Annotated in this window: 13 protein-coding genes; 3 read left to right on the top strand and 10 right to left on the bottom strand. The window is 42.3% G+C overall.

Annotated elements, in window-relative coordinates; translation table 11 throughout:
* Positions 1–96 precede the first annotated feature (96 nt).
* On the bottom strand, positions 97–786 hold the full coding sequence (locus ACE1TI_RS08260) for a Na-translocating system protein MpsC family protein (RefSeq protein WP_375007110.1): 690 nt from the start codon (positions 784–786) through the stop codon (positions 97–99).
* A gap of 271 nt (positions 787–1,057) precedes the next feature.
* Between ACE1TI_RS08260 and nagE the strand changes: the two genes are divergently transcribed.
* Entirely contained in the window at positions 1,058–2,431 is a 1,374-nt protein-coding gene (gene nagE / locus ACE1TI_RS08255; RefSeq protein WP_375007109.1) for an N-acetylglucosamine-specific PTS transporter subunit IIBC, read from the top strand.
* A gap of 125 nt (positions 2,432–2,556) precedes the next feature.
* Here nagE and ACE1TI_RS08250 read toward each other — a convergent pair whose 3' ends face one another.
* From ACE1TI_RS08250 to ACE1TI_RS08225, 6 genes are all read right to left on the bottom strand, one after another.
* Positions 2,557–3,771, bottom strand: a complete 1,215-nt coding sequence (locus ACE1TI_RS08250) for a cytochrome P450 (protein WP_375007108.1) — start codon at positions 3,769–3,771, stop codon at positions 2,557–2,559.
* Positions 3,772–4,361: 590 nt separating this feature from the next.
* Entirely contained in the window at positions 4,362–5,102 is a 741-nt protein-coding gene (locus tag ACE1TI_RS08245) for an SIS domain-containing protein (RefSeq protein WP_375007107.1), read from the bottom strand.
* 39 nt (positions 5,103–5,141) lie between these two features.
* Positions 5,142–5,873 carry a GntR family transcriptional regulator gene (locus tag ACE1TI_RS08240; RefSeq protein ID WP_375007106.1) on the bottom strand — a complete coding sequence of 244 codons (732 nt, stop codon included), beginning with the start codon at positions 5,871–5,873 and terminating at the stop codon, positions 5,142–5,144.
* Positions 5,874–5,901: 28 nt separating this feature from the next.
* Entirely contained in the window at positions 5,902–6,675 is a 774-nt protein-coding gene (gene nagB / locus ACE1TI_RS08235) for a glucosamine-6-phosphate deaminase (protein WP_375007105.1), read from the bottom strand.
* A gap of 21 nt (positions 6,676–6,696) precedes the next feature.
* The gene (gene nagA / locus ACE1TI_RS08230; protein WP_375007104.1) at positions 6,697–7,896 is read right to left on the bottom strand and encodes an N-acetylglucosamine-6-phosphate deacetylase; all 1,200 of its coding nucleotides are present in this window, start codon (positions 7,894–7,896) and stop codon (positions 6,697–6,699) included.
* Between the two features lie 123 nt (positions 7,897–8,019).
* Positions 8,020–8,496: a thioesterase family protein gene (locus ACE1TI_RS08225; RefSeq protein ID WP_375007103.1), complete on the bottom strand. Its 477-nt coding sequence runs from the start codon at positions 8,494–8,496 to the stop codon at positions 8,020–8,022.
* A 251-nt stretch (positions 8,497–8,747) separates the two neighbouring features.
* Here ACE1TI_RS08225 and ACE1TI_RS08220 point away from each other — a divergent pair, with 251 nt between their 5' ends.
* Positions 8,748–10,307 (top strand): BCCT family transporter, encoded by a 1,560-nt coding sequence (locus tag ACE1TI_RS08220; RefSeq protein ID WP_375007102.1) that lies wholly within the window; start codon positions 8,748–8,750, stop codon positions 10,305–10,307.
* 239 nt (positions 10,308–10,546) lie between these two features.
* Here ACE1TI_RS08220 and ACE1TI_RS08215 read toward each other — a convergent pair whose 3' ends face one another.
* Positions 10,547–11,653 (bottom strand): TRAP transporter substrate-binding protein, encoded by a 1,107-nt coding sequence (locus ACE1TI_RS08215; RefSeq protein WP_375007101.1) that lies wholly within the window; start codon positions 11,651–11,653, stop codon positions 10,547–10,549.
* Between the two features lie 306 nt (positions 11,654–11,959).
* Here ACE1TI_RS08215 and larC2 point away from each other — a divergent pair, with 306 nt between their 5' ends.
* Entirely contained in the window at positions 11,960–12,424 is a 465-nt protein-coding gene (gene larC2, locus ACE1TI_RS08210; protein WP_375007100.1) for a nickel pincer cofactor biosynthesis protein LarC2, read from the top strand.
* 93 nt (positions 12,425–12,517) lie between these two features.
* Here larC2 and ACE1TI_RS08205 read toward each other — a convergent pair whose 3' ends face one another.
* Positions 12,518–13,408, bottom strand: a complete 891-nt coding sequence (locus tag ACE1TI_RS08205; RefSeq protein ID WP_375007099.1) for a fumarylacetoacetate hydrolase family protein — start codon at positions 13,406–13,408, stop codon at positions 12,518–12,520.
* Between the two features lie 88 nt (positions 13,409–13,496).
* Positions 13,497–13,672: aldehyde dehydrogenase family protein (locus ACE1TI_RS08200; protein ID WP_375007211.1), on the bottom strand; the 176-nt coding region annotated here is incomplete at its 5' end.

Genomic DNA, 13,672 nt, shown 5'->3' with positions numbered 1-13,672 from the left:
TAAAGCCTTTGCAAGAGCAAAAAAAGCCGAAAAGAATGTTTTCTCTCATTCCTTTCGGCTTATGTCCAGCTCTATTTTGTCCGGCTCATTACTACCTTAGTTATTATTCGGTTGTAATATAATAATGATATAGCTCTTATCTAGTTTAAAGTCCCAATCCACAAATATGTCAGCTACATTTGTTTGAAGAATTGTCGCAAAATTACTAGCATGCAGCAGCCTTTTTTCTAGATGTCTTTTCGTTAATTTAAGCTCTTCTTCATACCCAGAACGGATTAATTCTTTTTCAATTCGAACTAAAATTCCGGTTCGCGCAATAATAAGAGTCCTATCATTAAGCAAACAAGAATCGACATACTCAGGTAACTTCTCGGCCTGCTTGCTCACGCGGGCAATTTCATTGTGGATCGCTTCTTTTCCAGCATAATCTTCTAATATATCTTCGTCCTCTTCTTCACCTATTAGGCCGATTAAGATGCCTGTACGGTTCTGAAGGGACCAATCATAATACATTTCCCTTACAGATAAATCTGCACTCACCTTTAAGGTTGCTTTGATTTCTGGAAGAAGTTCATGCATGAGAATGTCTCTCGTTTCTTCCACTTTCATGGTTTTCCCTTGTGAGACAAGCACTCGTTCCATAGGTGCCAAAAAATCTCTCAAATGAATGGTCACAAAAGGCTTTTTAATAGAAACGTAAACCGATGAGGGACCTTTTCCAAAATTATCCCTTAAGAGTTTTCCGGTATAGCTGGCTATTTCAGCTTGTACAGACGTTTTTTCCATAAATCGCCATTCCTTTATTTTAAGACAGAAACATTCTTTTTTCCATCCTAGATTTTATTATAACACTTCTTGCTATAAGAAAAAGGGGGGGCTATCTATGTATTTCCGAATCTCACTATTTTATAAACATGAAATTTTTCATTTTAGTGTTCTAGTGGTATAGACAACTATATGTAATAGTGCTATAATGCTATTAGTATTAATATCATATTTTTATAGTTGAAATCGCTTACGTCAACACTTCCATTCTATTATTCAAGGGGGGCTCAACATGCTAAGTTTTTTACAAAAGATTGGTAAAGCTTTAATGCTTCCAATCGCCACTCTCCCTGCTGCAGCATTATTGCTTCGTTTGGGGCAAGACGACTTTTTAGATATTCCTTTTATGGCAGCAGCAGGGGCGGCCTTATTTGATCATTTACCGCTTATTTTTGCTATTGGCGTAGCAATCGGTTTATCACGAGATGGAAACGGGGCAGCTGGTCTTGCCGGGGCGATCGGTTTTTTAGTTCTGCAGGAAGGTACAACTGCTGTAAATGAAGAAATTGATATGGCTTTTCTTGGCGGTATCCTATCCGGGATTATCGCAGGACTTTTATATAACCGTTTCCACGCGGTTAAGCTTCCAAATTGGCTCGGCTTCTTTGGGGGAAGGCGGTTTGTCCCTATTGTAACAGCTGGTTCTATGGTCATTTTGGCCGGGATTTTCGGATTTATCTGGCCTCCTATTCAAGCGGGTATTGACGGAATCGGCCAGTGGATTATTGATGCAGGAGCCGTTGGAGTCGGTGCATACGGCTTTTTAAACCGTCTGCTTATTCCAATCGGTCTTCACCACGTTTTAAATAGTCTCGTTTGGTTTGAGTTTGGTTCATTTGAAGGAGCAACAGGGGATCTTAATCGCTTCTTTGCAGGCGATCCAACCGCTGGAATTTTCATGGCCGGTTTCTTCCCGGTAATGATGTTTGGCCTTCCGGCTGCTTGTCTTGCCATGATTATGGCTGCCAAACCTGAACGCCGTGCTCAGGTGGCCGGCCTGCTCGGCGGTCTTGCGTTTACTTCTTTTCTTACAGGGATTACCGAACCTATTGAGTTTACATTTATGTTCTTATCTCCACTGCTCTATGTGATTCATGCTGCCTTAACGGCTGCATCGATGGTCGTCACCTATTTCGCCGGCACCTTGCACGGCTTTGGGTTTTCAGCAGGAGCGATTGACTTCTTCCTAAATTACAATATAGCCACAAAGCCGCTCTTATTAGCAGGAATCGGCCTCGTGTTTGCTGCCGTTTACTATATTGTCTTCTATGCAGCGATCAAAGGGCTTGATTTGAAAACACCGGGTCGCGAAGACGAAGAAGATATGACAAATACGAATGCAGGCGGTGACAAGTATGAAGCGATCGGGAATCAATACGTCGCAGCGCTAGGCGGATATGAAAACATCTACAGCATTGATAACTGCGTCACCCGTCTTCGTTTGAAAGTAAATGATATGGAAAAAATTGATGAAGAACGAATGAAACGAAACGGCGCCCGCGGAGTAATGAAACTAAACAGCACTGACTTGCAGATTATTGTCGGTACCGATGTGGAATTTGTTGCTGATGCGATGCGGCGAAAGAAACCAGAAGATAAATCATAAATTTTTGGGGTCTGGCCTCCTATTTTGGGGCCAGACCCCACATATTTTTGTCACACTTATAGGTAGTGATTTATCAACTGATTTTTGGGTAAGTTTAAGGTGCAGAAATGAAGAAGTATAGGACGTTAGTTAACAGTAATTGTTAGTTCTTCTAATGACCTAAAACCTATAAGTTTTCTCCATTGCAACGTAGGAGTATTCGTTTGATGACCAGGTAATCTTTGCACGAGAATTCGAATGGCAATTTGAGTTTCCATACGTGCTAATGGAGCACCTAAACAAAAATGAACCCCATTTCCAAAAGCAAGGTGGGGATTAGGTTTTCTTGTTATATCAAGCTTATTCGGAGCAAGGAACTTTTTCGAATCACGATTAGCAGCACCTAAAAGAATGTATACCTGGTCCCCTTTTTCAATCGTTTTTTCATTGATTTCGGTGGTTTCTGAGGCATATCGAGCTATCATTTGTGTTGGGCTTTCATAACGTAAGACTTCCTCCACTGCTCTTCCTGCTAATGATGGGTATTCCTTTAACTTCTTAAGCTGATTTGGATGATTTAATAACGCAAAAATAGAGTTGCTAATAAGATTTACCGTGGTTTCATGACCAGCAATAAGAAGTAAAATGGAAGTTGATAGTAATTCTTCATCGCTTAATTTATCCTCTTCTTTTATTAAAAGACTGATAAGATCACTTTGAGGATTTAGTTTTCTTTTTTTAATTAGTGATTGGAAGTAATCAATCAATATAGTTACTGTGTCATTGCCTTTTTGTAATAACCTTTCTGATCTAGTAAAGTCAATCGTTTGCAGTAAGATAATAGACCATTCTCTAAATAAATAACGATCCTTTGCTGGTACTCCTAATATTTTAGCTATAACAAGACTAGCTAAAGGAAAAGCAAAATCTGAAACAACGTCTATCCTCTTTCTGTTTTGTACGCCGTATAGTAAGTCAAGAGCAGCTTCTTCTATGTAAGTACGATAACTTTCAATAACCTTTGGCGTAAAAGCTTTACTAACTAGAAAACGTAATCGTTTATGATCCGGTGGATTTTTAAATACCATCATGTCTTTTTGAATATTTTTAAGAAGTTTATACTTTTTTGAGGTATCAGGAAGTGGGATACGATTTTGAAACCTCGTATCTTTAAGAATTGCTGCCGCTTCTTCATAGCCAGTTACATACCATCCTGAATTCTTCAATAAATTTCCTTTGTATAAAGGATTAATAGAGCGTAGTCTATCATAAAAAGGATAAGGGTTTTCAAAAAAAGCAGAAGAGGTTAGGGAAAAAAATGGTTTTGAATCTCCACGGTTTGGAGTCATATTATACGTCATTTTGTGCACCTCATATGTAAACTTGTTATTTTAATAGGTTAACATTAAGGTACACGATTTATAGTAACGTTGCAATGGTCTTATTCACTTAATCTCTCATGACTGATCGCCATTTTTGCCCTGCTTCACCTCCCCCCGCCTGCACTACACATCAGAACAAAAGCGCAAGCGCCCTGATCAGCCTCGACAGGTAAATGTTCTTCAGTCATGAAAGGCGCTCTTACTTCCACAGGATGTGGTGACTTCTGCGTTGCACTTTCGTCGCCAAAAACGCCACGTCCTGTGGCATTGGCGACATTAGCACGTCCTGTGCGTCGACGTGTGCGTCTTTAGCAGAAGGGTCCTAAAGGATGTTCGACTAAGAACGTCACGTCCTGTGACAACGTCGAACTGGCTTGCACAGGATGTGCTGACTTTTGCGTTGCGAACACGATGTTCCCGATTCTAGCAAAAGTTCCTTAAACCGTCTTGGGCCTCCGAGAGGCTGGGCGCTGAAGCTAGACGCGGATCAAACAATATGAAGATAGTTATCCACAACTTGTAAAAACATAATTTCCTAAACAACAAAAAAGAGCTGGCTCGATGAGAGTTCAGCTCTTTAACAGCGGTATCTGATTTTTATATTTATCGACCATTTTTCGGTTGTGTTCGTCGCTGCCTTCGATGTTCGCGCTTTTAAAGATTGGCAGTTCGATTTGTTTTTGTTCAAGGAGATGGACCACTTCGGCCATCATTCCCTGCAGGATAGCGATGTTTATCAGCGAGGAGCCTGGGGCGAAGCGGAGTTCTGGCTCGGTTTCTGCCTGGAGCAGGGCGTCTCCTTTTGGGATATGGTTATCGAGAATGAGGTCTGCAGTGTCATGAAGATGTTTGCCGGTTTCATGTCTTGACGGCTGGGATGATGCATAGGTTTTTGAGGTTAATCCAATAACGGTACAGCCTTTTTGTTTTCCAAGGAGGGCCGCATCGACCGGTACACCGTTTCTTCCGGAAGTTGATACAACAAGCAGGACATCTTTTTCGTTTACAGGGAGTTCTTCTATAAACGAATGCGCATAGCCGGACTGCCGCTCAAGCTGAGAGGAGTGAACCGGCCCCTTATGAAGCATGAGATTCTCTTCAAGAATCGGGTAGACTGGGACAAGACCGCCAGCGCGGTAAAAAAGCTCTTCTGCCATCATATGAGAATGGCCGCAGCCAAACACATAAAGCAATCCGCCTGCTGCCACTTTTTCAGCTGTTGTTTCTGCTGCTTTTTGAATGGTCCTTGCTTCTTGTTTTTCCACTTCATTGATCAAACGTTTGATTTCATGAAAATAATTATTAAACATAGGACCGTTTCTCTCTCCTAACTCGTTTGCAAGAATACATCAGCGTCCGTCTCGCGGCATGTGGATGCTGAATTTATAGCGGTCGCCTCGATAAGCAGATTTGACGTACTCAAACGGTGTTCCATCTTGCAGATGAGTCATGCGCGAGATCCATAATATAGGGTCGCCGGCTTGAATACCAAGAAGCTCTGCTTCTTTTTCTGCTGCAATCGCAGATTCTAAGGTTTGGTTGGCAAAACCTATTTTCAGATTCTGTTCGTTTTCGATATAGCTGTACAGCGATTTTCCAGCAACCTTTTCGGAGAGGCCTTTAATCAAGTCTGCATGAATAAAAGTCGTTTCCAGGGCCATCGGTTCTTTATCAGCAAGACGGATACGCTGCATTTCGTATACTTTTTCTCCAGCTTTCATATTCAATGCTTTGGCTGTATCACTGTTTGCTTCTGAAACACGAAAGTAATTCAGGATATTACCTGGTTCGAACCCGCGTGCTTTCATATCTTCGGTAAAACTTGTTAAACCTTGCAGCGTTTGTTCTAGTTTTTTTTCGGCTACAAACGTTCCTTTTCCTTTTTCGCGCCGTAACAGTCCCTCATTGACAAGTTCTGTAATGGCTTGCCTCACCGTCATACGGCTCACTTCAAATTCTTCTGCAAATATGCGTTCAGATGGAAGCATATCTCCTGGCTGCCATTCTCCAGCGTCCATTTTTTTTCGAATCATTTCTTGGATTTGATAATAAATCGGCAGCGGTGAACTCTTGTCAATCATCCGGTTTCCACCTCTTTTTTCCCACCCGTTAAGGGACATATCGTGTAGGGTCATCGTATTTTTTCAATTCGTTTTCCGAAACATCAGAAAGCGCTTTTTCATCCGCTATGATTGTAACATACGGATGCCGTTTTAAAATGGATGCAGGAAATGTTTCACTGATTTTGCCTTCTAACAGTGTTTTCATAGCTTGTTTTTTACGCTCACCCGAAGCAAGCAGCACAATACGGAGGCTGTCCATAATAGAAGCAATTCCCATCGTAACGCCACGTTTAGGGACATGGCTTTTTCTTTCAAAATAGCGGGCATTCGCTTTTCTCGTCGATTCCTTCAGTTCTACGATATGAGTACGGGAGTCAAGAGGCGTGCCAGGTTCGTTAAAACCGATGTGGCCGTTCTCGCCAATGCCAAGCAGCTGTAGATCAATGCTGCCGTGTTCTTGAATCAGCTGTTCATATCGTTCAGCCTCTGCCTCCAAATCCGCAGCATTGCCTTTAGGCAGGTGAATTTGTGCCTCTTTCAGCTGCAGCGGTGAAAATAAATGTTCTTTCATGTAAGCATGATAGCTGTTCGGATGCTCCGGAGTGAGGCCTTCGTATTCATCGAGATTAAATGTCGTTATATGGGAAAGATCAAGGCTTGCGGCTTTCGCTTTTTCGATAAATATTTTGTACGTTCCTTCCGGTGTTCCACCTGTGGCAAGGCCCAGTACGATCTCGGGATGATTTCTTACTTCTCTCACCAGCAATTCTGCTCCTTTTTCACTCATTTCTTCGTAATTGTTTACGCGAATAATTTCCATTCCTTTCACCTCCTTCGATGGTTAAGCTTCCTTCTCGTATGCCAGCGTTCCGCGGCACCATGTTCGAATAACCTCTTGGTCATGGCCAAGCTGGACAAAATCGGCGTCTTTATCGACCGCGATATTACCTTTCCTGTCTTTAGTGCCTAACTTGCAGGCAGCATTCCAGGATGTCATCGCTACTGCTTCTTCAAATCGGCATCCGGTATAAGCTAAAATATTTTTCATCGCTTCGTTCATTTTTAATACGCTGCCAGCAATGGTTCCATCCGGTAAATACGGACGGTTACCTTCGACCGTGACAGTTTGTCCGCCCAAATCGTATTCTCCGTTTTGCAAACATTTTGCGCGGATGGAATCCGTAATCATTAAAAGGCCAAAAGGACCCTTCATCTGGTAAGCCAAGTTAACCATAGCTGGGTGCACATGAACGCCGTCTGCTATGATTTCATTGGTCAGTTCATGCCGGGTAAGAGCGGCGGCCGCAAGCCCCGGCTCCCGGTGGTGAAGTCCGCTCATCCCATTAAATAAATGAGTGACATGTGTGAGTCCATGGTCAATAGCTTTTTCTACCTCTTCACTAGAAGCGTTGGAATGAGCTGCTGATGCTATGACTCCTGTGTCTTTCAAATAACGTATAAGTTGAAAATACGGGTCTTTTTCAGGGGCCAGCGATACCCACTTTATTAACCCTTTTGCCGCTTCCTGCCACTTTTTAAACTGCTCCATATCTGCTTCACATAAATGCTCTTTTGGCTGAGCTCCTGCTTTTTCTGCGGTAAAAAATGGCCCTTCCAAATGCACACCTATCATTTCTGCCCGGTCAGACGGCTGCTCTCCTTCTGCATAAGCAGCTGCGTTTTTTAACGCGTTCGTGATAGCAGCTTCACTTTGCGTTAAGGTGGTTGCAAGAAAAGAAGTTGTGCCTTCTGATGGAAGTGATTTGGCAATTGCTGTTAATGCTTCAGGCGTCGCATCCATCGTATCGGCATTGTTCGTTCCGTGTATATGCACATCAATCATTCCCGGTACTAACACAGTATCCGGCTCTATTTTTATCTCTTTTAAGCTGTGCCATTCATTCTTGCTGAAATCCCGTTCGAAGTTTTCATTTTCGCCCATCGCCGCAATTTTTCCGTCCTTTACGACAATATATGCGTGCTCTAATGTCTGCGTTGGATTTATCACTTTAACATCTCGAAGTAAAAAAGACTTCGTCACTTTACCACTCCTCTTGGTGCCCCCCATTGGTCTATACCTATTTACCTTTATAATAACAAATTAATCATATAGTTGTCTATACCAACAAGCCAAGGAAAAAGACGAGCAAAGCCCGCCCTGCTTTTACTGTTTTTCTTTTTTACTGCGGATACCGACACGCCGGCCTGCTTCCTGCGGCCAATCTTCACCCTCACTTTCCGCTGCTGCTTCACGAACCGATGCAAGCACTTCGTCTGGAAACCGTCCAGCCCTTCGTTCTTTTTGATTAATTGCCATCAGCATAATTTCACACGTTGCCAGTTTCTCTTCGTCCTCATTTCTCATTTCAAGAAAAACATGGAGGCGTTTATCATCATAATCAAGGAGCCTTCCATACACATTAAATGTCTTTCCTTCTAAAATTTCTTTCACGTAAACGACATGGGTTTCTAATGTAAAAATAGTAACTCCGTAACGCTCCCGGCCTTTCTCATCCAGTCCTAATGAGTTAGTAAATTGCGCACCTGCTGAGCTGAATACATTAAAATAGGCTCCATCGTTCATATGTTTATTATAATCTACAAACTCTTTCCGAACATAATCTTTATGGATTAATCGCATGTCCGCCCTCTCCTTTTTCTATATCATTCATTCCACATCTTTCCGTTCATTTCCTGCTGAAAATACAGGTTTTGCCCTAAAACAAGGAGTATTTCTTCACTTATTTTCTTTAAAAGCAGCTGCTCCTCTTTCTTCCTTTATTATGCCATAACGTCACATATTACAGCGGTTGCCAGGGGAAACTTTAATGATAAAGTAAATAAGAAGAACTTTTTTTCGACATATTTTAACAAAAAATGAGGAGATTTCGTATGAATAAGAATATTATGGATTGGCCGACGTTTTTTGGAGCTTTGTTTTTATTAATCGTCATTGCGGCGCCGCTGGTCCTCATTCCTGATTATGGAGAAGCAGTAGTTACCTCAGCCAACACGTTTATTACAGAAAATTTTGGTGTTCTTTACTTATTAATAGGGATGATACTATTTATTTTTTTACTTTATATAGCTTTCAGCCGCTATGGCAGGATTGTTCTCGGAAGCCGGGGGGTACAGCCGGAATTTAATACATTAACTTGGGCTGCCATGCTTTTTGCAGCAGGAATCGGGTCAAGTGTCCTTTATTGGGGGACAATCGAGTGGGCTTACTATTATACAGGACCTCCGTTCGGGCTGGAACCAGAGTCAGCGGAAGCTGTAGAATGGGCGACAACCTACGGCATTTTCCACTGGGGACCGATTGCCTGGTCGATTTACTGTTTACCTGCCCTGCCGATTGCTTATTTTTATTATGTGCGAAAGCGTCCGGTATTAAAAATCAGCGAAGCCTGCCGTCCTGTATTGAAAAAATATGCGGATGGTCCTGTTGGGACGATCGTCGACGTGTTATTTATGTTTGGCCTTCTCGGCGGAGCCGGTACTACGATGGCTCTTGCCACGCCTCTGATCGCAGAAGGTGTAAACTATTTCACCGGTATCGAGCCAAATATGGCTTTAAATACAGTGGTGCTTGTGCTAGGTACCATTATTTTTGCAGTCAGCTCGTACAGCGGGCTCCGTAAAGGGATTCGTATTTTAAGTAATATTAACCTGTGGCTGTCCTTTGTACTGCTTGGCTTTGTGTTTATTGTCGGTCCGACGGTTTTTCTTGGAAGTACAATGTTTAACAGTATCGGCAGACTGGCTGATAACTTTTTTCAAATGAGCATGTGGACAGAGCCTTTTGCTGGTATTGGAGAATTTGAAGAAACAGGATTCCCGGAAGCATGGACTGTCTTTTATTGGGCTTGGTGGCTCGTGTACGCTCCGTTTGTCGGACTGTTTGTTGCCCGGATTTCCAAAGGGCGTACGATTCGGGAAATGATAGTCGGCACCCTCGTTTACGGAACCATCGGCTGTACGCTGTACTTTGGGATTCTCGGAAATTTCGGTCTTTATTTACAGCTGAGCGGTCAATATTCTGTAGTTGATGTTTTAAATGATCAGGGTGCACCTGCTGCGATTATTGGCACCATCGCGCAGCTTCCTGCAAGCAGTTTATTTGTAGCTATTTTCGTGATCCTTGCGATCATCTTTTTGGCGACGACCTTTGACTCAGGCTCTTATATTTTAGCTTCGGTTACTCAAAAAGAAATTGACGATGAACCGCTGAGGTGGAACCGTTTATTCTGGGCTTTTGTGCTTGCTACACCATCGCTTGTGCTCATGTTTTTAGGCGGGCTTGAAACGCTGCAGACAGCCAGTATTGTTGGCGGTTTTCCTTTGATTTTTATAATGATGATGCTAATTATTTCTTTTACCCGGGCTATTAAAGAAGATATGCCGAAAACCTTCGGAAGCAAATACTTTATATACCGGGATGAGCAGGAATAAATGTAAGGGAGCGGCGGCTGATCTATTGAGATTCCTTATTTTCATGAATCCCCCAGCCAAAGCCACGTTATTATGGGAAATAAAGGGATGAGAACCTTTCCAAACCTTTCTGCTAACATCGCGAACTTCAGAGGAACACGACATAGATAGCGCCGCCCAGGCAGCAAGTGAACGAAAGATCGGTGCTATAACCCAAAAGAGAGAGCTGACCGCTTGGAACAGCTCTCTCTTTGCATAAATTATTCGTATTTTTCAATTTCAGCAAGATACTCATCAACAATATCAGCGCCGATGGAATCTTTATGTTTTTCGATAACAGGCTCTACTGCTTCGCGGAAACGTTCCATTTCTTCATCGCTGATTTCACTGAATTCCATGTCTTCTTTTAAGTTTTCAAGGCTTTCTTCCGCCACTTCACGGCTTCTTTGACGGTTAAATTCTCCAGCTTCTACTGCAGCTTCTTTCAAAAGAGTCTGCTGCTCTTCATCAAAGCTGTCCCAAAGGTTTTTATCCATCAAGAAAATAAATGGCGTGTATACGTGGTTTGTTCCAGAAAGATAGTCCTGTACTTCATAGTAATTTTCAAGCTCAATCGTTGGGTATGGGTTTTCCTGCCCATCTACCGTCCCTTGCTGCATGGCACTAAACAATTCCGTAAATGCCATTGGAGTCGGGTTTGCTCCCATTTCTTCCCACGCATCTAAATGGATATCATTTTCCATCGTACGAATTTTCAACCCATCTAAATCATCAATAGATTCTACTGACTTCGCATCGTTTGTCAAATTACGAAAGCCGTTTTCCCACCATGCAAGTCCAACCAGTCCCTGATCTTCAAGCAAGCCCATCATTTTGTCTCCAAATTCTCCGTCAAGCACCTGGTCTGCTACTTCAGCACTTGGCATCGTAAATGGCAAGTCAAACACACCGTATTCCGGTACGAAGTTTACCATTGGAGAAGTGGATGGAATTGTAATTTCAAGAGATCCAAGCTGAAGCATTTCTACTGCAGCACGGTCATCAGCAATTTGTCCAGAGTGATACACTTCAACGTTAAAGTCATCTGTTTGCTCTTCTACAAGCTCTTTAAATTTCATTGCACCTTCATATTCTGGATGCTTATCATTTACCCCGATACTGATACGAAGCGTTTGAGCACTATCCTCATCCGATCCTTCGGCGAAATCCTCCAGATCACCTGATCCATCGCCCTCTGTTTCTTCTGTTTCTGAGCCCTCGTCTGCCGAAGCTTCTTCGTTTCCTTCTTCTTCATCGGAACCGCCGCAAGCAGCTATAAGTAACATAAGTACAAAAACAGTTAAAAGTAATAGCCAATTTTTTTTCATGTAAAAAACCTCCCTTAATTTCTCGTTGGTCTTGCACTATGCTGCGCTGAAAAAAACCTCACCTCCCTCTCATTGATTTTACAATATAAAACTTAGTTTATAATATAAAACAAAAAAATAAAACGCTTTCATTTTGTTTTATATTATAATACTTGTTTATTCATTACTAAACTACTGTTACTATTCTATTGGATTTTATGGTAGAAATCAATAACTTTTTTAAAATATTCTTGAAATTATTCTGTGTCACTCAAAAGCTTTCTGCGCCTGAAGATATGCTAAAATACAAACAAGGAGTGACGAAACATGACAAGCTTTAACCACCGTGATGAACATATTGATGATGGTATGATAAAAGTAGAAGTGAATCTTGATGATATGACAGCTGAAATGCTTGGCTACCTTATGGATGAGTTGTTTGAAAAGGGAGCCAATGATGTATATTACACCCCCATTTATATGAAAAAAAACCGTCCAGCGGTCATGCTGTCGCTGTTATGTGAAAAAGCAAAGCTTTCTTCTATTAAAAGCTATTTGTTTACCGAAACAACAACGTTTGGCATTCGCAGCTATCCGATTAGTGTGCACCGCTTAGAAAGGCATTTCCGAACCGTCTCGTCTCCCTGGGGTGAAATCACTGTAAAACAGGCTTTTCACAACGGGGAGCTGGTGGAGCAGTCGCCGGAATATGAAGATTGTGCAAAGCTTGCAAGAGCTCACGGTGTGCCGCTAAAAACGGTTTATCAACAGGTTTGGAGTAAATTAAACTAATCAAGCATGTAGTCGGTTGTCTTCGAGCTTATAAACAACCGGCTACGTACCTGACAGTTAAAAAGCTTCTCATACCCTCTTCATCTTCCTGCCCTATTCAGCTATGAAAGTATTTTCGAGCGTTCCGAGCTGCTCGATCTCTACTTTTACGACATCACCGTCTTTGAGCCAGACCTGATCTTTTTCCGGATATCCCATAATGACGCCTTCTGGTGTGCCGGTTAAAATGACATCCCCCGGTTTTAACGTCATGAAACGAGAAACATAGCTGACAATTTCATCACAGTTAAAAATCATATCGGAAGTATTGGAGTCTTGGCGGATTTCGCCGTTCACATGGCTTTTAATTGCTAAGGAAGCGGGATTATCCAATTCATCATATGTAACAAGCTCTGGCCCTAATGGACAAAAGCCATCACAGCTTTTCCCGAGCACCCATTGCGGCGACTTAAATTGCAGATCGCGGGCAGATACGTCGTTCGATACAGCAAAACCGTACATATACTGAAAAGCTTCATCCTCTCCAATATTTCGGCCGGTGTCTCCTATAACAATAGCCAGTTCTGCTTCATAATCGACTTTTTCTGCTTCTTTTGGTATTGTTACTGTTTCTTTGTGGGCCGCAAGGGCATTGGCATATTTGTTAAATACGATTGGCTCTTTTGGTTTATCCATCCCGCTTTCTTCTGCATGCCGAGCATAATTCAATCCAATACATATGATTTTTTCCGGCTGCAGTACACAAGGAGCATAGGTGACATCCGTTTCTTGTTTGTAAAAAGAAGAATTGGTTCCGTTCTCTTCATAAACTCGTTTTACCGCAGCTTCTCCGTTTTCACCTGCCACAATAAGTTCGTCGGCCGTTTTAGGAACAGAATATTTTGATTTTTTCAGTGCCTGTGTAATATCGAAAAGACCTTGCGAGGTACGAAGGCCAAGGTGAAGTTGATCTCCATCCTTCTCATAAAACTGAACAATCCGCATATGCGCCTCTCCTCTATTCGATTATTTGAGGACCAGCCACCCTCGTGCGGTGGCTGGCCCCAGTAAATGTTATATTCGTTGTGATCATTTAGCCTTTTACAAATACTGTTTTAATAGAAGTGAAGAATTCGATAGCTGCTTCCCCTTGTTCACGGGAGTGAGAGCTTGATTTCTTCATACCGCCGAATGGAGCCTGCAGTTCTACGCCGGCACTTTCAGCGTTGACACGAACAAGCCCTGCTTCCATGTCATCGACAAAGTCAA

Origin of the sequence: Alteribacillus sp. JSM 102045 (assembly GCF_041949975.1) — a bacterium.
Classification (GTDB): domain Bacteria; phylum Bacillota; class Bacilli; order Bacillales; family Marinococcaceae; genus Alteribacillus.
The sequence above is the reverse complement of the archived record's forward strand: the minus strand, read 5'-3'. Positions and strand labels throughout refer to the sequence as shown.

Excerpts from the sequence above, each read along its gene's own strand:
- ACE1TI_RS08260 (WP_375007110.1), bottom strand. The coding sequence starts at position 786 with ATGGAAAAAACGTCTGTACAAGCTGAAATAGCCAGCTATACCGGAAAA.
- nagE (WP_375007109.1), top strand. The coding sequence starts at position 1,058 with ATGCTAAGTTTTTTACAAAAGATTGGTAAAGCTTTAATGCTTCCAATC.
- ACE1TI_RS08250 (WP_375007108.1), bottom strand. The coding sequence starts at position 3,771 with ATGACGTATAATATGACTCCAAACCGTGGAGATTCAAAACCATTTTTT.
- ACE1TI_RS08245 (WP_375007107.1), bottom strand. The coding sequence starts at position 5,102 with ATGTTTAATAATTATTTTCATGAAATCAAACGTTTGATCAATGAAGTG.
- ACE1TI_RS08240 (WP_375007106.1), bottom strand. The coding sequence starts at position 5,873 with ATGATTGACAAGAGTTCACCGCTGCCGATTTATTATCAAATCCAAGAA.
- nagB (WP_375007105.1), bottom strand. The coding sequence starts at position 6,675 with ATGGAAATTATTCGCGTAAACAATTACGAAGAAATGAGTGAAAAAGGA.
- ACE1TI_RS08225 (WP_375007103.1), bottom strand. The coding sequence starts at position 8,496 with ATGCGATTAATCCATAAAGATTATGTTCGGAAAGAGTTTGTAGATTAT.
- ACE1TI_RS08220 (WP_375007102.1), top strand. The coding sequence starts at position 8,748 with ATGAATAAGAATATTATGGATTGGCCGACGTTTTTTGGAGCTTTGTTT.
- ACE1TI_RS08215 (WP_375007101.1), bottom strand. The coding sequence starts at position 11,653 with ATGAAAAAAAATTGGCTATTACTTTTAACTGTTTTTGTACTTATGTTA.
- larC2 (WP_375007100.1), top strand. The coding sequence starts at position 11,960 with ATGACAAGCTTTAACCACCGTGATGAACATATTGATGATGGTATGATA.
- ACE1TI_RS08205 (WP_375007099.1), bottom strand. The coding sequence starts at position 13,408 with ATGCGGATTGTTCAGTTTTATGAGAAGGATGGAGATCAACTTCACCTT.